Here is a 25,295-nt window from a genome sequence, read left to right as displayed (position 1 = left end):
CACACATTCTAATATTGATCGGGACGCGCTGAGGGTGTTGAATAGGCGGCAAAAGGGGATCGAGTCATGGACCTTGGCGTCGTCGAGCTCTCTCGCCTGCAGTTCGCCCTCACGGCGATGTACCACTTCCTGTTCGTGCCGTTGACGCTGGGACTCTCGTTCCTGCTCGTCATCATGGAGACGATCTATGTGATGACCGGCCGGCCCATCTGGCGAACCATCACCCGGTTCTGGGCCACGATCTTCGGCATCAACTTCGTCCTCGGCGTGGCCACGGGCCTCACCATGGAGTTCGAGTTCGGGACCAACTGGTCCTACTACTCCCACTACGTCGGCGACATCTTCGGCGCGCCGCTGGCGATCGAAGGGCTGATGGCCTTCTTCCTGGAAGCCACCTTCGTCGGACTGATGTTCTTCGGCTGGGACCGGCTGTCCAGGCAGGGCCACCTGTTCGTCACCTTCATGGTGGCCCTCGGTTCGAACCTCTCGGCCCTCTGGATCCTGGTGGCCAACGGCTGGATGCAGAACCCGGTCGGGTCGGTGTTCAATCCAGAGACCATGCGCATGGAGGTGGAGAGCTTCCGCGAGGTTCTCTTCAACCCGGTCGCCCAGGCCAAGTTCGTGCACACGGTCAGCGCCGGCTACGTCACCGCCTCGGTGTTCGTGCTGGGCGTCTCGGCGCTGATGCTGCTGCAGGGCAAGTGGCCGCGGGTCGCCAAGCGATCCTTCGCGGTGGCCGCCTCCTTCGGTCTGGCCTCGGCCCTTTCGGTCGTGGTGCTCGGCGACGAGAGCGGCTACGCCCTCACCGACAACCAGAAGATGAAGCTGGCCGCGCTGGAGGCCATGTGGGAGACCGAGCCTGCGCCCGCCGGCCTGGCCGCCTTCGGGTTCCCCGACCGGGAGAACCGCACGACCCACTTCGAGGTCAAGATCCCCTATGTCCTTGGCCTGATCGCCACGCGCAGCCTCGACCAGCCGGTCGAGGGCATCCTGCCGTTGGTGGCCATCGCCGAGGATCGGATCGAGAATGGGGTCAAGGCCTATGACGCCCTCGAACGGCTGAAGGCGGACCCGCAGGACATCGCCGCCCGCGCCGATTTCGAAAAGGTCCGCCACGACCTCGGCTATGGACTGCTCCTGAAGCGCTACGTGGCCGACCCGCGCACGGCCGACCACGCGACGATACAGAAGGCCGCCTGGGACACGGTGCCGAACGTGCCGGTGATGTTCTGGACCTTCCGCCTGATGGCGGGGCTTGGCTTCTTCTTCATCGCGGTGTTCGCCACGGCCTTCGTCCTGGCCACCCTGCGGCGCTGCGACACCAAGTGGTTCCTGCGGCTGGCCGTAGCGATCATCCCGCTGCCCTGGATCGCGGCCGAGGCCGGCTGGCTGCTGGCCGAGCTGGGCCGCCAGCCCTGGGCGGTGGAAGGGGTGCTGCCCACCTTCCTGGGCGTATCCAGCCTGACCCGCGCCGATGTCTGGACCACCATCATCGGCTTCACCGCGCTCTACAGCGTCCTGGCGGTGATCGAGGTGGGCCTGATCATCCGGACCGTGCGGCGCGGTCCCTACGCGCCCCATGAAGGACCGCGCTACGGCGCGGAGGGCGCCGAACCCACCGCCATGGCCGCCGAGTAAGGAGGCGCACGATGGACATTCCCCTCGACTATCCGACCCTGCGGGTCATCTGGTGGGGCCTGATGGGCGTTCTCCTCATCGGGTTCGCCCTCACCGACGGCTTCGACCTCGGGGTGGCCGCTCTCCTGCCCTTCGTCGCCCGCAACGACGGCGAGCGGCGCATGGTGATCAACACCATCGCCCCGACCTGGGAGGGCAACCAAGTCTGGTTCATCCTCGGCGGCGGCGCCATTTTCGCGGCCTGGCCGTTCGTCTACGCCGTCAGCTTCTCGGGCTTCTACCTGGCGATGTTCGCTGTGCTCGCCGCGCTGATCCTTCGGCCCGTCGGCTTCAAATACCGTTCCAAGCGGCCGGACGCGCGCTGGCGCTCGGCCTGGGACTGGGCCTTGTTCGTCGGCGGCTTCGCTCCGGCCCTGGTGTTCGGCGTGGCGGTGGGCAACGTCCTGCAGGGCGTGCCGTTCCGCCTCGACAGCGACCTGCGGGCCTTCTACGAGGGCGGCTTCTTCGGCCTCTTCACGCCCTTCACCCTGCTCTGCGGCCTGCTGTCGGTGGCCATGCTCGTCCTGCACGGGGCCGCCTGGCTGACCATCAAGGCCGAGCACGGCGCGGTGCGCGACCGTGCGCGCACCCTGGGCACCTGGGCCGCCGTCGCCGGCGTGGCGCTCTTCGCGGCCGGCTACGCCTTCGTCGCCTTCGGCGGCCTCGGCTTCCGCCTGGATGGGGCCGCCGATCCGGCGGGCGCCTCCAACCCGCTGCGCGTGCCCACGGTGGCCGCGCCGGGGGCCTGGCTCGACAATTTCGCCGCCTATCCCTGGATGTGGATCGCCCCGGCCCTCGGCTTCGGCGGCGCGATCCTGGCCCTGGTCGGCGTGCGGGCCGGGCGCGAATGGCCGGCCTTCGCCGGCTCATCGCTCTCGACGCTTGGGATCATTTCGACGGTCGGCCTGGCGATGTTCCCCTTCATCCTGCCCAGCTCGATCGATCCGCGCTCGAGCCTGACCGTATGGAACGCCTCGTCCAGCCACATGACGCTCTTCATCATGCTCGTGGTGACCATCGTCTTCCTGCCGATCGTGCTGCTCTACACCGCCTGGGCTTTCAAGGTGATGTGGGGCCGCTCCTCGGTGGAGGCCCTCACCCACAACCCCGATCTCTACTGAAGGCGCACGGCCATGTGGTACTTCACCTGGAACCTCGGCCTCGGCCTCGCGGTCGCCTTCGCCGTGCTGAACGGCATGTGGCACGAGTTCCACCTGATGGACTCCGGCGACATCGGCGACGACGACGACGAGGAAGAACACGCGGTCTCTTGACCGCCCTCAAGGCGCCCTCGCCGGCGGCATGGCGCCATGAGACGTCATGCTCACGCCCCTCCTCTCCCGCCGGGCCGCCGGCCTCGGCCTTGCCGCCCTTCCGCTGACCGGCTGCGCCGCGCCCAGCGGCTATGACCAGGCCGTGCTCGACACCTGGCGGCTGGCGCCGGCCGGACCCGGCGACCTGCCGGTCCCGGCGCTGGTTCACGCCGCATGCCTGGCGGCCAACAGCCACAACACCCAGCCATGGCGCTTTGAGGCCGAGGGCCGGCGCATCGCTGTGCGACCCGACTTCGCCCGGCGAACCCCCGTGGTCGATCCCGACGATCACCATCTCTACGTCAGTATCGGCTGCGCGGCCGAGACCATGCTGCAGGCGGCGCCCGGCTACGGCTGGAGCGGCGAGGTCGACGGGGTCGGCCGCGAGGGGGTGGCGCTGTCGTTCATGCCGAGCGAGCCGCGCCGCACGGCCGCCTTCGAAACGATCCCCCGGCGCGCCAGCACCCGGGCAGAGTACGACGGCCGGCCGGTCCCGCCCGGCGTGCTCCTGGGGCTCGTCGCCGCCGCCGGCCCGCAGGTGGAGGCGATCGTCCTGCAGGATTCCCGGCGGCTCGAGGACGCCACGGGCTTCATCCTCGAGGGGAACGCCGCCCAGGTGGCCGACCGCGCCTTCCGGCGCGAGCTCAAGCGCTGGATCCGGTTCAGCGAGGCCGAGGCGGCCGCCACCCGCGACGGCCTCTTCGCCGGGGCCTCGGGCAATCCCGCCCTGCCGCGGGCGATCGGCGAACCCCTCTTCGAACTGGCCTTCACCGAGAGCGGGGAAGCCGACAAGATTCGCCGCCAGATGAACAGCTCCGCGGGGCTCGTGGTCTTCACCGCCCCCTCGAACGACGTCGCCGGCTGGGTGGAGGCGGGCCGGGCCTACACCCGCTTCGCCCTGGCGGCCACCGCCGAGGGCCTCAAGCTCGCATTCCTCAATCAGGCGGTTGAGCATGCGCCGACCCGCGCCGAGTTCGCCCGCTGGCTGGGGGCGCCGGACGCGCGGCCCGACCTGGTGATCCGCTTCGGCTACGGCCCGGACATGCCCCGCTCCCTGCGCCGTCCCGCGCGCCAGGTGCTGGACCACGGGGGCGGCGTTTCGAGCGCCGCCGCTTCTCCCCCGGCTCGCCGCTAGGGCTGCGGCAGCTCCAGCACGGCGCGGACGCCGCCGACGGGCGCCTGCTCCAGCCAGACCCGTCCGCCGTAGAGGATCACGAGGTCGCGAACGATCGACAGGCCCAGGCCCGACCCCGGCGCCTGCTCGTCCAGGCGCTGGCCGACGTTGAAGACAAGCTCCCAGGCCTCGGGCAGCAGACCCGGGCCGTCGTCATCAATGACGATGCGCACCTTGCCGGCGTCGGACGCCACGACGGCCACCTCGACGCGGGACTTGGCCCATTTGCCGGCGTTGTCCACGAGGTTCGCGACCATCTCGTTGAGGTCCTGGGCGTCGACCGCCGCGATCAGCGGGCGCTCAGCCGTCAGGGCGAATTCCACGCCGCGCCGGCCGTGCAGGCGCCTCATGGCCGATATCACCGGTTCCAGGGCCGCGGCGACGTCCGCCACGGCGCCCGGCGCCGTGCGCGAGGCGGCCGCTCGGGCGCGCGCGATCTGGTAGTCGATCTGCCGGCGCATCCGCTCGCACTGGGCCAGGATGACATTGGCGGCCGACGCGTCGCCGGCGGCGCGCAGGCGCTCGCCTTCGTCCACCAGGATGGCCAAGGGGGTCTTGAGCCCATGGGCGAGGTTGCCCGCCTGGGTCCGCGCGCGGCGGATCATCTCGTGATTGGCGTCGATCAGGGCGTTCAGGTCGCGGACGAGCGGCATCACCTCGTCGGGCGCGTCGGCGGGCAGGCGCGCGGCCCGCCCCTGGCGGACGTCGGCCAGGTTGGCGCGGACCTTGGTCAGCGGCTGCAGCCCGAACCAGACCTGCAGGAACGCGGCGGCGATGAGGCCCAGCGCCATCACGCCGAGCGAAAGGACGAGCGTGCGGTTGAAGTCGGCCAGCACCGCCTGCAGCAATCGCTCGTCGGCGCCGATGCCGATGCGCAGCGTCTCCTCGGCTCCAGCCAGCCTCACGGTCCGCTGGACCAGCCGCACCTGGCCGGTGGGCCCTTCGACGAAGGAGTGGCGCTCTTCGCCCGGCTGCGGCGGCGGCCCGTCCAGCGGCAGGGCGGCGCCGGCCAGGGACGGCGAGGCGGCCGCCTGGCCGTCCGGGGCGTCGATCTGCCAATAGAATCCCGAGCCCGGCGGGAGGAATCGCGGGTCGCTGAGGCGGCGGTGCAGGAAGGGCTTGCCCCTGGGGTCGACATCCACGAGCGCCGCCAACTCCGCCGCGTGACCGTGCAGCTCGCCGTCGAACTGCTCGGTCACATGGGCGCGGAACAGCTCCGACAGCGCGACGCCGCTCAGCGCCACGCCTCCGCAGATCCACACCACCGACCCAATGATCAGCCGGGCGCGAAAGCTCTTCCAGAACCTGCCCATGCTCATCCCATCCGGTAGCCCAGGCCGCGGATGGTGCGGATTACGTCCCGCCCGAGCTTCTTGCGCAGGCGCGCGACATAGACCTCGATCGTGTTGGACTCGCGCACGTCGTCCATGGCGTAGACGTGGTCGACAAGCTCCGCCTGGGAGACGATGCGCCCGGCCCTGTGCATCAGATAGCTGAGGATGCGCAGTTCGCGCGCGGTCAGCTCGACGGGACGGCCCTCCGCTTCGACCAGTCCGGCGCCCGCATCCAGCGTGATCTCACCGACCCGCACGACCGGAGAGGCGCCGCCGGCCGACCGGCGCACGAGCGCCCGCAGGCGCGCCACCACCTCCGCAGCCTGGAACGGTTTTCCCATGTAGTCGTCCGCGCCGGCGTTGAGTCCCTCGACCCGTTCGGTCCAGGCGTCGCGGGCCGTCAGCACCAGGACCGGCGTGTCCCGGCCGGCGCGACGCCAGCGCTTCAGCACCTCAAGCCCGGTCATCTTGGGCAGCCCAAGGTCGAGCACCACCGCGTCGAAGGCCTGCGTCTCGCCCAGGAACAGGGCGTCTTCGCCGTCGTCGGCGTAGTCGACGGCGAAGCCGGCCTCGCCCAGCGCGTCGCCCAGCCGGCGGGCGAGTTCGGCGTCGTCTTCAGCCAGCAGGATCCGCATCTGAGCCTCGTTTGGGCCGCGGGCTTAGCACAGTCCACCTGAAACCTGCCTGAAAGAGCCAAGCCGGCGCCTGCGGCAGTTCAGGTTCGTTTCAGCTTCGGTTCAGGGTGGTTTCAGCGGGCCGCGTCAGACAGGCGGCCAGCGCCATCGCCCCGGCGCGCCTCAGGAACCCAGTCATGTCCAGACGACGCTCCCTGACCGTCGCCGCGTGCGCGCTCGCACTGGCCCTGCCGCAAGCGGCGGCCGGCGCGTCCACCGCCGTGCCGGTCACCGCCGCCCAGGCGCGCAACATGGGCCTGCGCACGGCGACGGCGACCAGGGCGACCGAAGCGCCGCTGGTCACCTTGCCTGGGGTGGCGGCGCCGCCCTTGAACGGACGCGTCGTCGTCTCGGCGCCCTTCGCCGGGACCGTCGTGCAGGTGGACGTGCTGGAAGGCCAGGCGGTGAAGGCCGGCCAGCGGCTCGCCACCGTGTTCAGCCACGACGCGGTGCGCGTCTCCTCCGAACTGGTCGCCGCCCGGGCCGAAGCCGGCCGGGCCGACGCCGCCGCCAAACGGGCGCGCATCCTGGCCAACGAGGGGATCATCGCCGGCGCCCGAGCGGAGGAAGCCGAGGCCCGCGCCGCCCAGGCCCGGGCGATGGCGTCGGAGAACAGCCGCCTCCTGTCGAGCGCCGGCGGAGCCACCGGCAAGGCCGGGGAATACGCGCTTCGCGCACCGATATCCGGACGCATCTCGCAACTGAACCTGCAGCCGGGCGGCGGCGTCGAGGCCATGGCGCCGGCCGTCGTCGTCGATCGGGACGACAGGCTGTGGGTGGAGGCCCGCCTCCCGGCGGCCCTCATCGGCAAGGTCAAGGTCGGCGCCGGGGTCGACGTCGGGGGCGTCCGCGGCAGGGTTGTCGCCGCCGGAACCTCCATCGATCCGCGCACGCGATCGGCGGTGCTTCGCGCCGAACTGCCGGCGGGCACGGGCCTGGCGCCGGGCCGTGCAGTGCAGATCACGGTGATGGGGCCGGCTCCGGCCGGTTCGGTGCAGGCGCCCAGGTCCAGCCTCACGCGGATCGACGGCAGGGATGCGGTGTTCGTACGCGCCGCCGACGGCTACCGGCCGCAGTTCGTGACGGTCCAGGGGCTCTCCCGCACCAGCGCCGTAGTCACCGGCCTGGCGGCCGGCGCGGTGGTCGCCAGCGCTGGCGTCAGCCAGCTCAAGGCCGCGGCGGGGCGCTGACCGATGCTGTCACGCCTCGTTTCAGTCGCGCTGTCGCAGCGCCTGATGATCGTCGTCGCGGCCTTTGGCCTGATCCTCGCCGGATGGTCGGCCTATCGGCAGCTTCCGGTCGACGCCTTCCCGGACATCTCGCCGACCCAGGTGAAGATCATCCTGAAGGCGCCCGGCATGACCCCGGAGGAGGTCGAAAACCAGGTCATCACGCCCCTGGAAATGGAGCTCCTGGGCATTCCGAACCAGGCGATCCTGCGCTCCACCGCCAAGTACGCGATCGCCGACATCACCCTCGATTTCAAGGAGGGCACGGACGTCTACTGGGCGCGCCAGCAGACCGCCGAACGGCTGGCCAACGCCATGGCGAGCCTGCCGCCAATCGTCACCGGCGGCCTCTCGCCGATCTCCACCCCGCTGTCCGACGTCTACATGTTCACCCTGGAGGGCGGCGGCCTGACCCTGGAGGAGCGGCGCACCCTGCTGGACTGGACGGTGCGTCCAGCGCTGCGCGGCCTGCCCGGCGTCGCCGACGTCAACGTGCTGGGTGGACGCGCGCGCGCCTTCGAGATCATCCCCGATCCCGCCGCCCTGGCCAGCGCGGGGCTCACCGCCGCCGAGCTGAGGAGCGCGGTCGAGGCGGCCAACCGCAACGACGGGGCCGGGCGCCTGACGGAAGGCGAGGAGGCCCTGATCGTGCGCGTGGTCGGCGCGGCGACCTCGCTGGATGACCTTCGCGCCACCGCCATCGCCCTGCCAGGCGGCGGCTCGGTTCGGCTGGGGGATGTGGCGCAGGTCCGCACCGGCGCCCTGACCCGCTATGGCGCCGTCACCGAGGACGGCAAGGGCGAGACCGCCGAGGCCATCGTCATCGCCCTGCGAGGCGCCGACGCCAGCGCCGTGGTCGACGCCGTCAAGGCGCGGCTCGACGAGGTCAAGGCCAGCCTGCCGCCGGGCGTCGAGATCAGACCCTTCTACGACCGTTCCGAACTCGTCGACCGGGCGACCGGCACCGTCACCCACGCCCTGATGGAAGCCACGGTGCTGGTGGTGATCCTGCTCATGCTGTTCCTGGGGGAATGGCGCGCGGCGGTGGTGGTGGCGGTGACCCTGCCGTTCGCCGCCCTCTCGACCTTTCTGCTCATGCGAGCCTTCGGCCTGTCGGCGAACCTGATGAGCCTGGGCGGTCTCGCCATCGCCATCGGCATGCTGGTCGACGCCGCCGTGGTGGTGGTCGAGAACACGGTCGAGCGTCTGACCGACCCGGCGGCGTCGCGCCCGCGCAAGCTGCATCTGATCTATGAGGCCGCGCGCGAAGTCGCCGTCCCGGTGGTCTCGGGCGTTCTGATCATCTGCCTGGTCTTCATGCCGCTGCTCAGCCTGCAGGGACTGGAGGGCAAGCTCTTCGCGCCGGTGGCCCTGACCATAGTCTTCGCCCTGGCGGCCTCGCTGGTCCTGTCGTTCACCCTGATCCCGGTGCTCGCCTCGTTCCTGCTGAAGCCGGCGCCCCATCACGAGTCCTGGCTGATGCGCAGGATCGGCCCCGTCTACGAGCGCCTGCTCGCCCGCTCTCTGGCCAGGCCCATGCCGGTGATCGCCGCCGCCGCCGTCGGCATGGCCGCCGCCGGAGCCGGCTATGTCTTCATCGGCAAGAGCTTCATGCCGACCATGGACGAGGGCGCCATCCTCATGCAGCTCGCCAAGCTGCCGTCCATCAATCTGGACGAGAGCGCCGCCCAGGACATGGCCGTGCAGCGGGCCGTCCTCGACCGCGTCCCCGAGGTGAAGCGCATCGTCGCCCGTGTCGGGTCCGACGAACTGGGGCTCGACCCCATGGGCCTGAACGAGACCGACAGCTTCCTGGTGCTGGCGCCCAAGAGCGAGTGGCGTCGCCAGGACAAGGCGTGGCTGACGGACGAGATCCGCAAGGTCGCCGCGGACTTCCCGGGCGTCGAGGCCGCCTTCACCCAGCCGATCGAGATGCGCGTCTCCGAGATGCTGACCGGAAGCCGCGGGGATCTGGCCGTGAAGGTGTTCGGGCCGGACCTGGCGACGCTCGGCGACCTGGCCACCCGGATTCAGTCGACCATCATGGCGACCCCCGGCGCGGCCGACGTCTATACCGTCGCCGGCGACAGCGTGGACTACCTGCAGCTTCAGATGGACCGCGGCGCGGCGAGCCGCGCCGGCCTGTCGATCGAAGCGGTCCAGGACGAGCTTCGCGCCCAGATCGAGGGCGCGCCGGCTGGCGTGGTGTTCGAGCCCGGCCGCCGCACGCCAGTGCTCGTCCGCGGACCGGACGAGGCCCGGGCCCGGCCCGAGGCCCTGGAGCAGGTCGAGATCGCCACCCCCGACGGCGGCTTCGCCCGGGTCGGCGACCTGGCCGTGGTCGAGCGCGTCCAGGGGCCGGTCAAGATCGATCGCGAGAACGCCTCGCGCTTCGCGGTCGTGCAGGCCTACGTGACCGGCCGCGACCTCGTGGGCTTCGTCAAGGAGGCCCAGGAGCGGGTCGCCCGCGACGTTCCGATGCCGCAGGGCTATCGGCTGGTGTGGGGCGGCCAGTTCGAAAACCAGCGCCGCGCGGCCGCCCGCCTGGGCGTTGTGGTGCCCGCCGCCCTGGGGCTGATCTTCCTGGTTCTGTTCGTCACCCTGCGCTCGGTGCGCCAGGCTCTTCTGATCCTCGCCAACATCCCCTTCGCGGTGATCGGCGGCATGCTCAGCCTCTGGGCCTCGGGCCAGTACCTGTCAGTGCCGGCCTCCGTCGGCTTCATCGCGCTGCTGGGCATCGCTGTGCTGAACGGTCTGGTGCTCGTTTCGCACTTCAACGACCTCGTCCAGCGCGGCCTGCCGGTCAGCCAGGCGGTCACGGAAGGGGCCCGCCGTCGCCTGCGGCCGGTGCTGATGACCGCTTCGATCACGGCGCTGGGCCTGGTTCCGCTGCTGCTCGCCAGCGGTCCCGGTTCGGAGATCCAGAAGCCTCTCGCCATCGTCGTGGTGGGGGGCTTGGTCACCTCCACCTTCCTCACCCTGATCCTGCTTCCCATCCTCTATCGGCGCTTCGGCCTGGAGCACGGCGCCGCCGCCTCGGAGTCGGCTGACTGATGCGCGCGTTCGTCCTTATTGCCTCGGCGCTCATCCTGGCGCCCGCGATCGCCCAGGCGGCGGAGACCGGGATGGTCCGTCCTGAGTTCCTGCCGCCGGACACGATGATCCTCGAGACGCTGGAGGCCTCGCCGCAACTCGCCGAAGCCCGCGCCATGCTGGGGGCGGCTCGCGCGGATCAGCGCATCCTGAACGCCGGCGATCACGAGACCCAGGTCACCCTGGCCTTTGACGACCGCAGGGTGCGCCGGGAAGGGAGCTATTCGGAGTACTCGTTCCAGGCCGCCCGCGGCGTCCGCCTGCCCGGCAAGGCGGCGATGGACCGCGCCGCGGGGCGCGCCGGCCTGAAGGCGGCCGAGGACGGCGTCGACGACGCGCGCCACCAGGCGTCCCTGACGCTGGTCGACCGGTGGATAGCCTGGGCCGAGGCCGCCGAACGCCGCCAACTCGCCGAGGCCGAACTGGCGGTCTACGCCCGCGAGGCCGCCGCCCTGGCCCGGCGCGTCGAGCTGCAGGACGCCTCGCTTCTCGACCTGGAGCAGGCCCGTGTCGCCGAAGCCCGCGCGCGCGCCGCCGCGGCCCAGGCCGCTGGCGACGAATCCGCCGCCCGAGCGGAGGTGGAGACCATGTTCCCCGGACTGGCGCCAGCCAGCGCCCCTGTGCTGTCGGCCCCGGCGGCGCCGGCGCGCGCCTTCGAAGCCTGGCCCGACATCATCCTTGAACGCAGCCACGAGATCAGCATCGCTCGCGCCGTGGCCGACCGCGAACGCTTCCTCGCCAGCCGCGTCCGCCAGGACCGGCTGCCTGATCCGAGCCTGGGCGTGCGCACCTTCTCCGAGCGCAACGGGGAGGAAAGCGGCGTCGGCGTCTTCGTCTCGATCCCCTTCAGCGGCCCCCGGCGCACCGCCGCTGCGGACCGTCAGGCCGCCGAGGCCTCCGCCGCCGAGGCCCGTTTCACGAGGATCGCAAGGGAGGTGCGGGCGACGGCGCGCGGCGACGTCATCGCCGCCTCCTCGGCCCTGGACGCCTGGCGGGCCTCCAACGCCGCGCGCACGGCGTCCGAAGCCGCCGCGCGCCGCATCGCCCGCGCCTACGACCTCGGCGAACGCGACCTGAGCGATCGGCTGCTGGCCGAGCGCCAAGACTTCGAAGCCCGCCGGTCAGAACTGGCCGCCCGCGCTGAAGCCCACAGGCGCCTGCTTCGCCTCGCACTGGACGCGCACGAGCTGTGGCTTTCTGAAGAGGACTGACCGGCCTGGGCCGATGCCGGACGCGCCGGCTCGGCGTCGGCGTGGCGCCAGTGCGCCAGATCGTGTAGGTCCAGATTGTCGCGAGGTCTGGTCAGCGCGGATGCGTCATGGCGGAAGCCGTCTTCTATCTCGACAAGAACGGGCCTCAGAGCCTGCAGACGCAGCTCCGTCAGCGGGTGATCGACGCCATCGTTTCCGGCAGCCTCGAGCCGGGCGTGCGCATGCCGTCTACGCGCCGCCTGTCGGCCGATCTGGGCATCGCGCGCAACACGGTCTCGCTGGTCTATCAGCAGCTCGTCGCCGACGGTTATCTGGCCGGCCGCGAGCGCAGCGGCGTGTTCGTAAGCGACGCGCTGTTCGAGGCGGTCCGGATCGGACGCCATCGGGAGGAGCGCCAGCCGTCGGCCGTCTCGCCCTGGCGCTCGCGGCTACAGACCGTGGTCCGCACCGAAGGGGAGGGCCGCGCGCCGCCGAACTGGGAGCTCAATCCCTACCCGTTCCTGGATGGAGCCTATGACGCCTCGCTGTCGCCGGGCCCGGAGTGGCGCGATGCGGTGCGCTCGACCCTGAGCGCCCAGGAGTTCGCCGAGTGGAGCCAGGACGGCGGCGAACTCGACGACGCGCGGCTGGTTCACGAGATCCGCACCAAGATCCTGCCGCGGCGCGGCGTCCAGGCCGGCGCTGATGAGGTTCTGATCGTCGGCGGACGGCGGGCGGCGTTCAGCCTGCTGATCAGGGCCTTCGTTAACCGGGGGATGCGGGCGGCCGTCGAGGAGCCGGGTTTCCCGGACCTTGGGCAGCTTCTGCGGCTGCACGGCGCGGACGTGACGCCGACTCCGGTCGACGCCAACGGCATGGTCGTGGACGAGATCGACCCGGGGGCAGGCCTCGTCTTCCTCACGCCGGCCTGCCAGTATCCGACCGGTGCGCGCCTTTCCGAGAGGCGCAGACGCCGCCTGCTGGAGCAGGCGGAGGCGGGCGACCGCCTGGTCGTCGAGTACGACCTGGCCGCCAGCGGAGGTTTCACGGACAAGGCCGCGCCCGCGCTCCGCGGCATGGACCAGGTCGGTCGGGTGATCTACGTCGCCGATCTCTGCGACGTGCTGGGCCCGGGCCTCGGCCTCGGATTCATCGTCGCCGACGCCGACCTGGTGCGCGAATTGCGGCGCCTTCGGACCCTGATCGCCGGGTCGGCGCCCCGCGCCGCCCAGCGCACGGCCGCCTTCTTCCTCTCGCTTGGGCACTACGACGTGATCCTCGGCCGGCAGCAGCGGGTGCTGCGGGAGCGTTTGAACGCGCTGCGTGACGCTCTGAACTACCACCTGCCCCAGTTGGTCGCGATCGACCCGCGTTCGAACGGCACGGCGATCTGGGTGGAGGGGCCCGCGGAGCTGTCGACCCGCCAACTCGCCAACGAGGCGGCCAAGCGAGGCGTGCTGATCGAGCCTGCCGACCGCTTCTACGCCGCGCCGGGAGCGGCCTCGAGCCAGTTTCGCATGGGGGTGACGGCCATTCCGGCCGGCAAGATCCGCGAAGGGGTGGCCATCCTGGCGGAGGTGATCCGCAGCCTGACGCAGCCCAGTCTCGACCGGCTGGATCCGGCGGCTCACGCCTGGATGGAGGGGGCGGCGCTACGGGAGAGGATCTCGGGCGCCAAGCTTCTGTGCCGGACGGCCTATGGCGACCCCTACGAGGTGGACGTGCTGCCGGACGGGCGGCTGGTCGGCAAGGCGGGGTACGCCCACGAGGACTGCGACGTCGGCTCCTGGTGGATGGAGGGCGACTTCTGGTGCCGCCGCTGGAACGAGTGGTCCTACGGCGAGACGGCGCGGTTCCTGACCGTGATCGACGGCGACCAGATCCGCTGGTACCGGTCCGACCGGCTCCTGTTCAACCGCGGCGTGATCAAGCCGAACGCTGCAATCGACGACGAGGCGATAAGGGCGAATCTGGCTCCATAGATTCCGGCATCTGGACCTACGCTGACGGGCGCATGACCGTCACCTTCCCTTCACATCACGCGGGTGGAGGGACTTTCGCATGTCGCATCTGGCCGTCGCCGGGCTGCAGCTCGACCTTGAGGCCGGCGACAATCTGGACAGGATTTCCGACGAGGTGGCGGCCGCCAAGCGGCGGCTGTCATGGGTCGATCTTGTCGTCCTCGGCGAACTCGCCGCCTACGGGCCTGCGGTGGCTCACGCTCAGGAGCCCGGCGGTCCGGCCGAGACCCGGTTGCGCGCCATGGCCCGGGACAACCGCGTCTGGCTGGTCGGCGGATCGATCTTCGAGCGGGTCGGCGATCAGGTCTTCAACACCTGCCCGGTGATCGACCCGACGGGCGCGGTGGTCCTGAAGTACCGCAAGATCTACCCCTTCCGGCCCTACGAAGCCGGGGTCGCCGGGGGGGCGGAGTGCATGACCTTCGACATCCCCAAGATCGGGCGGATCGGGGTCTCGATCTGCTACGACATGTGGTTCCCCGAGACCTCGCGCACCCTCGCCTGGATGGGCGCGGAGGCGATCATCCATCCGGGGCTGACCAACACGATCGACCGCGACGTCGAGCTTGCGATCGCCCGCGCCAGTGCGGCGCAGAACCAGTGCTATTTCGTCGACGTGAACCTGGCGGGGCGGCTGGGCAACGGCCGCTCCGCCCTCTACGGGCCGGGCGGGGAGGCGATCTACGAGGCAGGTTCAGGCCGCGACATCATCGCTGCTGAGCTGGACCTCGGCTACGTGCGCCGCGTGCGCGAGCGCGGCTGGCACGGCCTGGGCCAGGTGCTGAAGAGCTTCCGCGACGGCCCGTCCACCTATCCGCCCTACCGCGACGGCGCTGTTTCGGCGCCGCTGGCTGCGCTGGGGCCCCTCGAGAAGCCCGAGGCGAACCTCGACCCGGCAGGCGAAACAGACGCCGTCGCGTCGCCGCCCCGGCCAAGCCAGTACGACAAGAAGGAGGGGTAGATGTTGAGGTCCATTCTGATGACGACGACTGCGATGTCGTTGTCCGTCGTCGCCTCCCAGGCGACGGCCCAAACGGCGGCGAAGTCTGGCGAGCCGTCGATGGTGTCGGAGATCGTGGTGACGGCCACCCGGCGCGAAGAGCGCGTGCTCGACGTGCCCTACAACATTTCCGCGGTGTCCGGGCAGTCGATCGACCAGGCCAAGGTGCAGAACTCGGCCGAGTTGCTGCGCACGGTGCCGGGCGTGTCGGTCGTCGATCGCGGCTACCGCAACCAGGGCGTCTCCAACAGCATCCAGATCCGCGGGCTGAACGTCGACACCGCCATCCTCGGCGACTACGCGGTCTCGGCGGTCGCGCCGGTGTCGAGCTACGTCAACGACACGCCGGTCTATGCGAATTTCGCCCTGAAGGACGTCGACCGGGTCGAGGTGCTGCGCGGCCCGCAGGGCACGCTCTACGGCTCCGGCTCCCTCGGCGGCACGATCCGCTACATCCTGCGATCGCCCCAGCTCGGCGAGTTCGGCGGCAAGGCCAGCGCCACGGCGTCCAAGGTCGATGGCTCGGGCGGCGTGGGATGGGCCGGCGACGCCACGGTGAACCTGCCCCTCGGTGAGAAGGCGGCCCTGCGGCTGACCGGCAGCGTGCAGGACTATCCGGGCCTCACCGACTATGTGAACGTCTACAAGCTCGACGCCTCGGGGGCGCCGGTCGCACCGTCGGGCGTGCTATCGCCGGACGCGGTCTATGAGCGCCATGACGACGCCGACACCGTCAACATCTGGTACGGGCGTGCGGCCCTGCGCCTGCAGCCGACGGACTGGCTCGACCTGACGCTGTCCTACACCCAGCAGTCGGACGAGATCGGCGGCCGCCGCCAAGTGACGCGCGGCTTCGACGGCTACGGCCGGCCCTACGGCAAGTACGACAACGGCTCGATCCAACTTGAGCCGTCCTCGCGGGACGTCGCCCTGACGGCTATGGAGGCCACGGTCGACCTAGGGTTCGCCACGCTCACTTCGTCGACCTCGTCGTACAATCACCACGGCGAGAGCGTCAGCGAAAACACCGGCTACTACGCGAAGAGCGGCTGGCTGGCCTTCTATTACAACTTCCCGCGGCCGATGGCCTCGGCGGTGCGCACCTATTCCGACAAGGCCTTCATCCAGGAGTTGCGGCTGGTGTCGAACACCGAGGGACCGTTCGACTACGTCGTCGGCGCCTTCTACGCCAAGCAGAAGCTCGGGGCGACGCAGGACAGCTTCCTGCGGGGATTCAAGCGGGCGTGGGACACGGCGTTCCCGGCCTACGCCGCGGCCGTGCAGTCGGACCAGGACTTCATCTACAACCGGCACGAGGACTTCACCGACAAGGCGCTGTTCGGCGAGCTCACCTACCACTTCACCGACCGCCTCCAGGCGACGGGCGGGGTGCGCTGGTTCGACAACGAGTCGAAGAGCGCCACCTTCATGGACGTGCCAGTCTACACCGCGCTCTCGGCGCCGACGAACCCGCATTTCCAGTCGTCGGACAGCAAGGCGCTGTTCAAGGCCAACGTCTCCTGGAAGTTCGGCGAGCGGGGGCTGGCCTATGCGACGGTCTCGGAAGGCTATCGCCGGGGCGGCGCGAACGCAGTGCCGATCGTCGGCCGCTACGCCGAGGATCCGCTCTGGCAGCAGTACGGCCCGGACCGGGTGGTCAACTATGAGGCCGGCGTGAAGGGCGTCGCTCGCGGCGTGATGTACAGCGCGGCGCTGTTCTACGTCGATTGGAAGGACATCCAGATCAACACGGTCACGCCGAACTGGGGCTTCTTCGTCGCCCAGAACGGCGGCAAGGCCCGCTCGATGGGGCTCGAGGCGCAGGTCGACGGCCGCCTGGCGGGCGTCCACTACAACCTCGGCTACACCTACACCGACGCCAAGCTCAGCGAGAACACCTATCCGCCCACCGGCGGCACGATCCCAGTCGCGCTGAAGGACGCGCGCCTTCCCGGCTCGCCGGAGCACGCTGTGACCTTCGCGGTCGACCACTCCAGGACGCTGTCCAACGGGGTGATCCTGACAGGCCGGTTGAACGGGTACTATCAGTCGTCCACGCGCAACGCGGTGACCACCTCGAGCAAGATCAACGTCGGCCTGCCGCCGTTCCAGATCTGGAACGCCTCGGCCACCGCGACCTTCGACAAATGGTCGGCCACGCTCTTCGTGAAGAACATCTTCAACGCCGACGGCGTGACGGGACGCTTCACCGAGAGCTACATGGGCTCGGTTCCGGCGGCGGGCTACTACGGCAGCGGCGCAAAGGACCTGATCACCCTTCCGCGCACGGTCGGGCTGACGCTCGACTACGCGTTCTGACGCCGCCATGACCCAACCGGGGCTCTCACCGCCGATCCGTGACCTCGCCGCCTCTTGGGGCGCGGCAGGGCTGGAGGCCGTGAGGGCTCTGGTGCAGCACGGCCGGCGCGACGAGGCTGATGCGGCCCTCCGCCGCCTGGAGCCGTCCCTGGCGGGGGACGCCGCAGCCCTGCAGGGCGCAGGCGAGATCCACCTGGCGAACGGCCGCTACGCCGACGCCGTGCGGTGCTACAGGCTGGCCGCCGGGCTCGCCCCGAACTCGGCGGGGGCGCTCTACAACCTGGCCGCCGCGCTGGTGGCCACCGGTGATCATGCCGAGGCGGAGGCGCTGTTCGACCGGGTGATCGCACTCGATCCGTCCGACGCCGACGCCTTCTACAATCGCGCGATCCTCAAGCGCTGGACGCCGGAGACGAACCACGTCGCGGCGCTGATCCAGGCTGTCGGGCGCGTTCGCCATCCAGGCGCCGAGGCCGTGCTCAGCTATGCGCTGGCGAAGGAACTGGAGGACCTAGGCGACCATCGAGCCGCGTGGGACTGGCTGGCCCGCGGCGCGGCCCGGCGGCGCAGCCTTCTGAGCTACCGGGTCGAGGCCGACCTGGAGACCATGCGCCAGATCCAAGAGGCCTTCAGCGCGCAGCTGATGGGCCTCGCACCGCGAGTGCAGGCCGGGCCGGGACCGATCTTCGTGCTGGGCCTGCCGCGGTCGGGTACGACGCTGGTCGACCGCATCCTGAGCGCCCACACCCAGGTGGAGAGCCTGGGGGAAATCAGCGACTTCGCCCTGGCGCTGACCGAGGCGGCGGGACCGGCGCCCGACAAGGCCGCCCTCGTCGCGCGGTGCGCGCAACTCGATTTCGCCGCGCTCGGGCGGGCCTATCTTCGGCGGCAGCGGACCTACGGAGCCGGGGCGCCGTTCCTGATCGACAAGACCCCGGCCAACTACCTCTACATCGGCCTGATCGCGCTGAGCCTGCCGACCGCCCGGATCGTGCATGTGCGGCGCGATCCGATGGACAACGGCTATGCGCTGCTGAAAACGCTGTTCCGCACAGGCTGCCCGTACTCCTACAGCCTGTCGGACATCGCCCGGTACATCGGCGCCTATCGGCGGCTGATGGACCATTGGCGGGCCGCCCTGCCTGACCGGATGATCGAGATCGACTACGAGGCGCTGATCGAGGACCAGGCGGGCGAGAGCCGCCGGCTGGTCGCGGCGGCAGGGCTCGACTGGGAGCCCGCATGCCTGGCGTTTCACGCCAATCCGGCGCCGGCCGCGACGGCGAGCGCAGCCCAGGTCCGCCGCCCGATCTATCGGGACTCGCTCGGCCTGTGGCGGCGCTACGAGGCGCAGCTGGCGCCGCTGGCCGAGGGCCTGCGGGCCGAGGGCGTGCTGTGAGCCGCCGGCGTCTGATGGGCGCGCTCCTGGCGGGCGTGGGCTGGGCGGGCGTGGGCTGGGCGGGCGCCGTCGCCGCCGCGCCGCCTTCGCGTCCAGAGCCTGCGGCCGCGTTCGCGCCGCCTGCGGGCGCCCGGCCGCCTTCCCGGCGGATCGAGGGACGGCTTGAGGTCGACTTCGGCCCAAGACCGGACGGGATGAACGTGCTGCGCGACGACGCCCCGCCGCTGGGGCGCGACCCGCGGCTGGCCTGGCCGACGCTCGTCGCAGACATCGTGGAGGACCGCGGCCGGTTGATCCCCAGGATCGTCCAGGCCGACGCGCGGGCGGGCGCATGGGACTGGTCGGCGGGACCAGGGCGGATCTGGGCGGCCGCGGAGGGCGCGGTCGCCGTGTTCCCGGTGGCGCTCCGCGAGGTCAACGCCAACTGCGTGCACAACGGGCTTCTGCGGCTCGAGCTGGCCGCGGGCGGGGCGGCCAGAAGCGCCAAGGTGCAGATCGGCGCGGAGACTTGCGCCTACTACAAGTTCGACGCCTGGGCGGCGGGCGAGCCGCGCTTCGCCGCCGGGCCGGTGGCCGGCCGCGAGGCCCTGGTCGCGCGCGACCGGGAGACCCGCGCCGCCCAGCTACCCGTCGCGCCGATCGCCGCCCTGACGGAGATGCGGCCAGGCCTGGACCTGTCGAAGCTGGCAGAGGCGGCGGGCGACGAGCAGGCCGTCTACGGGCTCGTGGTCGACGGCGTGAACTATGCCGCGCCGTGCAGGATGAGCTTCGGCGAGGACCCCTATTGCGAGGGGCGGACCCTCCCGTCCTATTCGCTGGCCAAGTCCTTGGTGGGCGGACTGGGGCTGATGCGGCTGGAGCGGCTGCAGCCGGGCCTGGCCGGACGGGTGGTCGCCGAGCTCGCGCCGGACTGCCATGCGCGCGATCCGTGGACCGACGTGCGTCTCCTCGACCTGCTGGACATGGCCACCGGCCGCTACCGTTCGGCCGCCTTCGAAGCCGACGAGGACGCCGCGGGAACGCTGCCGTTCTTCCTGTCGCGCACCCACGCGGAAAAGCTGGCGTTCGCCTGCGGGCGCTATCGGCGACGCGAGGCCCCGGGCAAGACGTGGGTCTATCACACCTCCGACACCTACCTTCTGGGTACGGCGATGTCCGGAGCCGTGCGCGCGGGCGGTGGGGCGGACCTCTACGACGACGTGCTGCGCCCGATCTGGCGGGAGTTGAAGCTGAGCTCCGCGCTCGACGAGACCCGGCGGACCCTCGACGAGGCCCACCAGCCCTTCACTGGCTGGGGACTGTTCCTCACGCGCGACGACGCCGCGCGGCTCGGCGTATTCCTGTCGTCCGCCAACGCCGCCGAGCAGGACCGGCTGTTCGACGCCGCGCTGATTGGCGAGGCGCTGCAGCGCCCCGGTCGGGAAGGCGGTCTGGCCGCCGGCTCGACGCGTCTTCGCTACGCCCACGGCTTCTGGGCGCGGGACGTGGCGCCCCTGGTCGGTTGCGCACAGCCGGTGTGGACGCCGTTTCTGTCCGGCTTCGGTGGAATCTCCGTCGTCGTCTTCCCCAATGGCGTGGTGTTCTACGCCTTCGGCGACGAAAACAGGTTCGACTGGGGCCCGGCCGCCGAAGTCGCCAACCAGGTGAAGGCGTTCTGCCCATGACTCACCAAGCGACGGCTTCGCCCCGCCGACCGTCCCTGCCGAAGGCCGCCCCGGACGGGCTGATCGCCAGCGTTCTCCTGGCGTTCATCGCCACGGCCGGCCTGTTCTACGTGAACATCATGGCCGCCCTCGTCAGCGGCCTGCAGGACGGACTTGGATTTTCGGCGCGCAGCGCGGGCCTGGTCGCCTCGATGAACGTCTACGGCGCGGCGCTCGGCGCGCTGGCGGCGGTGTTCACCGTCGCGCGCATCCGCTGGAAGCCGGCGGTGGTGGGGCTCCTGTGCGCCCTGGTCTGCATCGACCTCGTCTCGACGCGCGTCGCCGCGCCGGGCGCGCTGATGGCGCTGCGGTTCGGACACGGTCTCGTCGGCGGCATGCTGGTCGGCGTCGGCTTTGCGGTCATCGCCCGCACACGCACCCCGGACCGGACGTTCGGCATGCTGCTGGTCGTGCAGTTCGGCCTTGGCGGATTGGGGCTGTTGCTGCTGCCCGGGCTGGTTCCAAGGTTCGGCACCCCGGTGCTGTTCCTGGCGCTTGCCGCCTTCAGCATCTGCGCCGGCCTCATGCTGCCGTTCCTGAGCGACTATCCGCCCCGCCAGGCGCCGCCCGTGGCCGAGGATGAACGGCCGGCGGGGCTGGCCCGATGGACGCCCCTCGGCGCGGCTCTAATGGCCGTCTTCGCCTTCCAGGCCGCAAACATGGCCCTGGCCGCGTACGTCATCGGCCTTGGGCGACACTACGGCCTGACCCTGCGCTTCATCAGCGACACGCTCGCCGCGGCGAACTGGATCGGGGCGCTCGGATCGGTGCTGGTGGTGGCCGTGGGCCTGCGCTGGGGGCGGCTGCGGCCGATCGCCCTGGGGGTCGCGGCGACGATCCTGGGCACGCTGGCCTTCCTGCGCAGCGACCTGGCCTGGGTGTTCGTCGCGGCCAACATCGTCACCGCCGTCGTCTGGGCGTTCGTCATCCCCTACCTGCTCGGCCTTTGCGCCGCCTTTGACGTCGGCGGGCGCAGCGCCACCCTGGCGGGCTTCTTCTCGAAGCTGGGGCTGGCGTCCGGACCCGCACTCGGCGGGGTCCTGTTGAACGAGACCCACTTCCCCCGCCTGGTGGCGGTCGCCGTCATCGGGCTGTGCGCCTCAGCCGCGCTCGCCTGGCCGCCAGCCGGCGGGCTCGACCGATCCAGCTGATCCTTCAGAAGCGAGACTTCGACATGACTGCAAATGCGGACCTCCTGGCCCGCCGCGCCGCCGCCGTGCCGCGTGGCGTCTCCACCGCCGCCCCGATCTTCGCCGCCCGCGCCGAGAACGCGGAATTGTGGGACGTCGAGGGGCGGAGATTCATCGACTTCGCCGCCGGGATTGCGGTGCTCAACACCGGGCATCGCCACCCCAGGGTGATGGCGGCGGTCGCCGGGCAGCTGGGGCTGTACACCCACACGGCCTTCCAGGTGGCGGCCTACGAGCCCTATGTGGCCCTGGCCGAGCGGCTCAACGTCCTCGCCCCGATAGAGGGGCCGGCCAAGACGATCCTCTTCACCACGGGCGCGGAGGCGGTGGAAAACGCGGTGAAGATCGCCCGCGCGGCCACCGGCCGGTCGGCGGTGATCGCCTTCACCGGCGGCTTCCACGGCCGCACCATGCTGACCATGGCGATGACCGGCAAGGCGTTGCCCTACAAGCACAGGTTCGGACCGATGCCGGGGGAGGTGTTCCACGCCCCGTTCCCGATCGCCCACTACGGCGTGAGCGTGGAGGACAGCCTGCGGGTCCTGGAGTTCATCTTCCGCGCTGATGTCGAGGCCAGCCGGGTGGCGGCGATCACGCTGGAGCCGGTGCAGGGGGAGGGTGGGTTCCACCCTGCGCCGCCGGAGTTCATGCGGGCCCTGCGCGAGCTGTGCGACCGGCACGGCATCCTCCTGATCGTCGATGAGGTGCAGGCGGGTTTCGCCCGCACCGGACGCATGTTCGGCGTCCAGCACAGCGGCGTGAAACCGGACCTGATCACGGTGGCCAAGGCCCTCGCGGGCGGCTTCCCTCTGTCGGGCGTGGTGGGTCGCGCCGAGGTGATGGATGCGGCCGAGCCAGGCGGGCTCGGCGGCACCTACGCCGGCTCTCCCGTGGCCTGCGCCGCCGCGCTGGCGGTGCTGGACGTGATCGAGGAGGAGAACCTCCTGGCCCGCGCCGAGGCCCTGGGTCAGCGAACGCGGGAGCGGCTCGCGGCGCTGGCGTCGCGCAACGATCTGGCTCCGATCGCGGGCGTTCGCGGCCTCGGTTCGATGGTGGCCTTCGACCTCGTGACCGCCCGAGGCGGGCGCGAGCCCGACGCGGCGAGCGCCAGGCGGGTGACGGCCAAGGCCCTGGACGGCGGGCTGATTCTGCTGTCGTGCGGCGTCCACGGCGAGACGATCCGCCTATTGTACCCCCTGACGATCCCGGACCCGCAGCTCGACGAGGGCCTGGATCTTCTCGAACACGCCCTGAGGCTGGACTGATGTCGGAAGCGATTGAGATGAGGGCCGAGCGCGACCGGCTCGCCCTGAAGCGGCCGGATCTGCTGCGTGAGGCCGCCTACATCGGCGGCCGCTGGATCGAGGCGGCGGAGCGGATCCTGGTGGTCAATCCCGCCTCGCGCCGGGCGATCGGCCACGTCCCCAACCTGGGCGCAGCGGCGACCGAGGCCGCCACGACCGCGGCCGCGGAGTCGCAGGCGCGCTGGGCCGCGCAATCCGCCAAGGCGCGCGCACAGGTGCTGCGGCGCTGGTTCGACCTGGTGATGGCGCACCAGGAGGACCTGGCGCGGCTGATGACGGCCGAGCAGGGCAAGCCGCTGGCCGAGGCGCGCGGCGAGATCGCCTATGCGGCCGCGTTCCTGGAATGGTTCGGCGAGGAGGCCAAGCGCGCCTATGGCGACGTGATCCCCGGCCACCAGGCCGATCGGCGCATCCTGGCGCTGAAGCAGCCGGTGGGCGTGGTCTCGGCGGTGACGCCCTGGAACTTCCCGGCGGCGATGATCACCCGCAAGGTCGGCCCGGCACTGGCGGCAGGCTGTACGGTGGTGCTCAAGCCGTCGGAGCTGACGCCGTTCTCTGCCCTCGCCCTGGCGGTGCTGGCCGAGGAGGCCGGCGTGCCGGCGGGCGTGTTCAACGTGGTCACCGGCGAGGCGCCGCCGATCGGCGAGGTGCTGACCACCGACCCGCGGATCGCCAAGTTCACCTTCACCGGCTCGACGCCGGTCGGAAAGATGCTGGCGGCCAGGTGCATGGACACGGTCAAGCGCGTGTCGCTGGAGCTCGGCGGCAACGCGCCGTTCATCGTCTTTGACGACGCCGACCTCGACGCGGCGGTCGAGGGAGCGATCGCCTCGAAGTTCCGCAACACCGGCCAGACCTGCGTGTGCGCCAACCGGTTCTACGTTCAGGAGAGCGTGGCCAGGGCCTTCGCCGAAAAGCTGGCCGAACGGGTCGCCCGGATGCGGGTCGGCGACGGGCTGGACGGGGAAACCGATCAGGGCCCGCTCATCGACGAGCGGGCGGTGGCCAAGGTGCGCCGCCACGTGGACGACGCGGTGAAGGGCGGGGCCCAGGTGCTGGCCGGCGGGGCGCCGCTGGGCGACGCCGGCTTCTTCGCCCCGACCGTGCTGTCGCAGGTAGACCGCGGGGCGCTCCTGACCCGTGAGGAGACCTTCGGCCCGGTCGCCGGGATCGTGGCGTTCAAGACCGAGGCCGAGGCCGTCGAGCTGGCGAACGCCACGCGGGCCGGCCTGGCGTCCTACGTCTTCACCAGCGACGCCAAGCGCTCGTGGCGCGTGCCCGAACGGCTGCAGTACGGCATGGTGGGGCTGAACACCGGGCTGATCTCCACCGAGGTCGCGCCGTTCGGCGGGGTGAAGGAATCCGGCCTCGGCCGCGAAGGTTCGCACTTCGGGCTGGACGAGTACCTCAGCATCAAGGCCGTCTGCATGGCCGTGGACTGAAGCACGCGCCACCGTTCGCCTGGGCGGCCGGGCAAGGGGAGGAGTGGCGCACCCGACACGATTCGAACGTGTGACCTTTGCCTTCGGAGGGCAACGCTCTATCCAGCTGAGCTACGGGTGCGTCTTCAGCGGAGGGCGTATCTAGCCGAAAGCCGGGCCGGCCGCAAACGGCGTTGGCGTTCGCCGCGGCCTTTTGCGGCTGGGGCGGCGGCGGCGGCCTCAGGCCGGCTCCGGCCGGCGGCCGAGCGTCATCGGCCTCAGGCCGAGGTCAGCCATCAGGGCGGTGTCGGAGTCCTTGTCCGGGTTGGCGGTGGTCAAGAGCTTGCCTCCGACGAACATGGAGTTGGCGCCGGCCAGGAAGCACAGGGCCTGCAGCTCGCGCGACATGTGCTCGCGCCCCGCCGACAGGCGCACCACCGACTTCGGGCAGACGATCCGCGCCACCGCGATCATCCGCACGAACTCCAGCGGGTCGACCGCTTCGCTCTGGCCGAGCGGCGTGCCGGGGATCGGCATCAGGTCGTTGATGGGCAGGCTGTCCGGATGGGCGGGCAGGGTGGCCAGGGCGTGCAGCAGCCCGGCCCGGTCGCGCCGGGTCTCGCCCATGCCGACGATGCCCCCGCAGCAGGTGGAGATGCCGGCGTCGCGCACGGCCGCCAGGGTCTCAAGCCGGTCCTGGTAGGTGCGGGTGGTGACGACCTTGTCGTAGTAGTCGGGGCCGGTGTCGAGGTTGTGGTTGTAGAAGTCGAGCCCGGCGGCCTTCAGCGCCTGGGCCTGGTCGGCCGTCAGCATGCCCAGGGTGGCGCAGGTCTCCAGGCCAAGGGCCTTAACGCCGGAGATCATCGCCGCCACCTTCGGCAGGTCCCGGTCCTTCAGGTCGCGCCAGGCCGCGCCCATGCAGAAGCGTTGCGCGCCCCCGGCCTTGGCCTCGGCCGCGGCGGCGACCACCGTGTCGGCGTCCATCAGCTTGCCTGCGGCCACGCCGGTCTTGAAATGCTGGCTCTGGCTGCAGTAGCCGCAGTTCTCCGGGCAGCCCCCGGTCTTGACGGACAGCAGCTGCGACAGCTGCACCTCCGCCGGGTCGAACCAGCGCCGATGGATGGCCGCGGCCTGGAACACCAGTTCGGTGAACGGCAGCTCGAAAAGGGCGTCGATCTCGGCGAGCGTCCAGTCGTGGCGCGGGAGAGCAGGATCGACAGGGCGGACGTGGGCGTTCATTGAGGGCTCCTGAAG

Annotated in this window: 18 protein-coding genes and 1 tRNA gene; 15 read left to right on the top strand and 4 right to left on the bottom strand. The window is 70.9% G+C overall.

Annotated elements, in window-relative coordinates; all coding sequences use genetic code 11:
• Positions 1 to 66: 66 nt before the first annotated feature.
• Genes ACK4YQ_RS03205 through ACK4YQ_RS03190 form a run of 4 tightly spaced genes read left to right on the top strand, consistent with a single transcriptional unit; the run spans position 67 to position 4,125 of the window.
• Positions 67 to 1,638, top strand: coding sequence for a cytochrome ubiquinol oxidase subunit I (locus tag ACK4YQ_RS03205; RefSeq protein WP_409608211.1), 1,572 nt, complete (start codon positions 67 to 69; stop codon positions 1,636 to 1,638).
• Positions 1,639 to 1,649: 11 nt separating this feature from the next.
• Positions 1,650 to 2,798, top strand: coding sequence for a cytochrome d ubiquinol oxidase subunit II (gene cydB, locus ACK4YQ_RS03200; protein ID WP_409608209.1), 1,149 nt, complete (start codon positions 1,650 to 1,652; stop codon positions 2,796 to 2,798).
• Positions 2,799 to 2,810: 12 nt separating this feature from the next.
• Entirely contained in the window at positions 2,811 to 2,951 is a 141-nt protein-coding gene (gene cydX / locus ACK4YQ_RS03195; protein ID WP_409608207.1) for a cytochrome bd-I oxidase subunit CydX, read from the top strand.
• 46 nt (positions 2,952 to 2,997) lie between these two features.
• A complete protein-coding gene (locus tag ACK4YQ_RS03190) occupies positions 2,998 to 4,125 on the top strand; it encodes an Acg family FMN-binding oxidoreductase (RefSeq protein ID WP_409608205.1) in 1,128 nt (375 codons plus the stop codon).
• Here the strand turns inward: ACK4YQ_RS03190 and ACK4YQ_RS03185 are convergent.
• On the bottom strand, positions 4,122 to 5,483 hold the full coding sequence (locus tag ACK4YQ_RS03185; protein ID WP_409608203.1) for an ATP-binding protein: 1,362 nt from the start codon (positions 5,481 to 5,483) through the stop codon (positions 4,122 to 4,124). The genes ACK4YQ_RS03190 and ACK4YQ_RS03185 overlap by 4 nt on opposite strands.
• Positions 5,480 to 6,133 (bottom strand): response regulator transcription factor, encoded by a 654-nt coding sequence (locus tag ACK4YQ_RS03180; RefSeq protein ID WP_409608201.1) that lies wholly within the window; start codon positions 6,131 to 6,133, stop codon positions 5,480 to 5,482. The genes ACK4YQ_RS03185 and ACK4YQ_RS03180 overlap by 4 nt, the downstream gene beginning before the upstream one ends.
• Positions 6,134 to 6,309: 176 nt before the next feature.
• On the opposite strand from ACK4YQ_RS03180, the gene ACK4YQ_RS03175 reads away from it, so the two are divergent.
• The 11 genes from ACK4YQ_RS03175 to ACK4YQ_RS03125 all read left to right on the top strand — a co-directional run bounded on the left by ACK4YQ_RS03175 (position 6,310) and on the right by ACK4YQ_RS03125 (position 24,062).
• Entirely contained in the window at positions 6,310 to 7,362 is a 1,053-nt protein-coding gene (locus tag ACK4YQ_RS03175) for an efflux RND transporter periplasmic adaptor subunit (RefSeq protein ID WP_409608199.1), read from the top strand.
• A gap of 3 nt (positions 7,363 to 7,365) precedes the next feature.
• The gene (locus tag ACK4YQ_RS03170; protein ID WP_409608197.1) at positions 7,366 to 10,455 is read left to right on the top strand and encodes an efflux RND transporter permease subunit; all 3,090 of its coding nucleotides are present in this window, start codon (positions 7,366 to 7,368) and stop codon (positions 10,453 to 10,455) included.
• Complete coding sequence (locus tag ACK4YQ_RS03165; RefSeq protein WP_409608195.1) at positions 10,455 to 11,705, top strand: TolC family protein; 1,251 nt, start codon at positions 10,455 to 10,457, stop codon at positions 11,703 to 11,705. The genes ACK4YQ_RS03170 and ACK4YQ_RS03165 overlap by 1 nt, the downstream gene beginning before the upstream one ends.
• A gap of 107 nt (positions 11,706 to 11,812) precedes the next feature.
• Entirely contained in the window at positions 11,813 to 13,666 is a 1,854-nt protein-coding gene (locus ACK4YQ_RS03160; protein ID WP_409608193.1) for a PLP-dependent aminotransferase family protein, read from the top strand.
• Positions 13,667 to 13,745: 79 nt separating this feature from the next.
• Positions 13,746 to 14,666 carry a carbon-nitrogen hydrolase family protein gene (locus ACK4YQ_RS03155; protein WP_409608191.1) on the top strand — a complete coding sequence of 307 codons (921 nt, stop codon included), beginning with the start codon at positions 13,746 to 13,748 and terminating at the stop codon, positions 14,664 to 14,666.
• Positions 14,667 to 17,024, top strand: coding sequence for a TonB-dependent receptor (locus ACK4YQ_RS03150; RefSeq protein ID WP_409608189.1), 2,358 nt, complete (start codon positions 14,667 to 14,669; stop codon positions 17,022 to 17,024).
• A gap of 7 nt (positions 17,025 to 17,031) precedes the next feature.
• A complete protein-coding gene (locus tag ACK4YQ_RS03145) occupies positions 17,032 to 18,423 on the top strand; it encodes a sulfotransferase (protein WP_409608187.1) in 1,392 nt (463 codons plus the stop codon).
• On the top strand, positions 18,420 to 20,087 hold the full coding sequence (locus ACK4YQ_RS03140; RefSeq protein WP_409608185.1) for a hypothetical protein: 1,668 nt from the start codon (positions 18,420 to 18,422) through the stop codon (positions 20,085 to 20,087). The genes ACK4YQ_RS03145 and ACK4YQ_RS03140 overlap by 4 nt, the downstream gene beginning before the upstream one ends.
• Positions 20,084 to 21,277, top strand: coding sequence for an MFS transporter (locus ACK4YQ_RS03135; RefSeq protein WP_409608183.1), 1,194 nt, complete (start codon positions 20,084 to 20,086; stop codon positions 21,275 to 21,277). Before ACK4YQ_RS03140 ends, ACK4YQ_RS03135 begins: the two co-directional genes overlap by 4 nt.
• 23 nt (positions 21,278 to 21,300) lie before the next feature.
• Positions 21,301 to 22,581, top strand: coding sequence for a 4-aminobutyrate--2-oxoglutarate transaminase (gabT, locus tag ACK4YQ_RS03130; protein WP_409608181.1), 1,281 nt, complete (start codon positions 21,301 to 21,303; stop codon positions 22,579 to 22,581).
• Positions 22,581 to 24,062 carry an NAD-dependent succinate-semialdehyde dehydrogenase gene (locus ACK4YQ_RS03125; protein ID WP_409608179.1) on the top strand — a complete coding sequence of 494 codons (1,482 nt, stop codon included), beginning with the start codon at positions 22,581 to 22,583 and terminating at the stop codon, positions 24,060 to 24,062. Before gabT ends, ACK4YQ_RS03125 begins: the two co-directional genes overlap by 1 nt.
• 44 nt (positions 24,063 to 24,106) lie before the next feature.
• Here the strand turns inward: ACK4YQ_RS03125 and ACK4YQ_RS03120 are convergent.
• Positions 24,107 to 24,183, bottom strand: a tRNA-Arg gene (locus ACK4YQ_RS03120).
• 98 nt (positions 24,184 to 24,281) lie between these two features.
• Complete coding sequence (gene bioB, locus ACK4YQ_RS03115; RefSeq protein WP_409608177.1) at positions 24,282 to 25,280, bottom strand: biotin synthase BioB; 999 nt, start codon at positions 25,278 to 25,280, stop codon at positions 24,282 to 24,284.
• Positions 25,281 to 25,295 lie beyond the last annotated feature (15 nt).

The organism is Phenylobacterium sp. (assembly GCF_046291545.1).
Taxonomy (GTDB): Bacteria; Pseudomonadota; Alphaproteobacteria; order Caulobacterales; family Caulobacteraceae; genus Phenylobacterium.
This window is presented reverse-complemented; position numbering and strand designations above follow the sequence as displayed.

Coding starts and splice junctions, on each gene's coding strand:
- ACK4YQ_RS03205 (WP_409608211.1), top strand. CDS start 67: ATGGACCTTGGCGTCGTCGAGCTCTCTCGCCTGCAGTTCGCCCTCACG.
- cydB (WP_409608209.1), top strand. CDS start 1,650: ATGGACATTCCCCTCGACTATCCGACCCTGCGGGTCATCTGGTGGGGC.
- cydX (WP_409608207.1), top strand. CDS start 2,811: ATGTGGTACTTCACCTGGAACCTCGGCCTCGGCCTCGCGGTCGCCTTC.
- ACK4YQ_RS03190 (WP_409608205.1), top strand. CDS start 2,998: ATGCTCACGCCCCTCCTCTCCCGCCGGGCCGCCGGCCTCGGCCTTGCC.
- ACK4YQ_RS03185 (WP_409608203.1), bottom strand. CDS start 5,483: ATGAGCATGGGCAGGTTCTGGAAGAGCTTTCGCGCCCGGCTGATCATT.
- ACK4YQ_RS03180 (WP_409608201.1), bottom strand. CDS start 6,133: ATGCGGATCCTGCTGGCTGAAGACGACGCCGAACTCGCCCGCCGGCTG.
- ACK4YQ_RS03175 (WP_409608199.1), top strand. CDS start 6,310: ATGTCCAGACGACGCTCCCTGACCGTCGCCGCGTGCGCGCTCGCACTG.
- ACK4YQ_RS03170 (WP_409608197.1), top strand. CDS start 7,366: ATGCTGTCACGCCTCGTTTCAGTCGCGCTGTCGCAGCGCCTGATGATC.
- ACK4YQ_RS03165 (WP_409608195.1), top strand. CDS start 10,455: ATGCGCGCGTTCGTCCTTATTGCCTCGGCGCTCATCCTGGCGCCCGCG.
- ACK4YQ_RS03160 (WP_409608193.1), top strand. CDS start 11,813: ATGGCGGAAGCCGTCTTCTATCTCGACAAGAACGGGCCTCAGAGCCTG.
- ACK4YQ_RS03155 (WP_409608191.1), top strand. CDS start 13,746: ATGTCGCATCTGGCCGTCGCCGGGCTGCAGCTCGACCTTGAGGCCGGC.
- ACK4YQ_RS03150 (WP_409608189.1), top strand. CDS start 14,667: ATGTTGAGGTCCATTCTGATGACGACGACTGCGATGTCGTTGTCCGTC.
- ACK4YQ_RS03145 (WP_409608187.1), top strand. CDS start 17,032: ATGACCCAACCGGGGCTCTCACCGCCGATCCGTGACCTCGCCGCCTCT.
- ACK4YQ_RS03135 (WP_409608183.1), top strand. CDS start 20,084: ATGACTCACCAAGCGACGGCTTCGCCCCGCCGACCGTCCCTGCCGAAG.
- gabT (WP_409608181.1), top strand. CDS start 21,301: ATGACTGCAAATGCGGACCTCCTGGCCCGCCGCGCCGCCGCCGTGCCG.
- ACK4YQ_RS03125 (WP_409608179.1), top strand. CDS start 22,581: ATGTCGGAAGCGATTGAGATGAGGGCCGAGCGCGACCGGCTCGCCCTG.
- bioB (WP_409608177.1), bottom strand. CDS start 25,280: ATGAACGCCCACGTCCGCCCTGTCGATCCTGCTCTCCCGCGCCACGAC.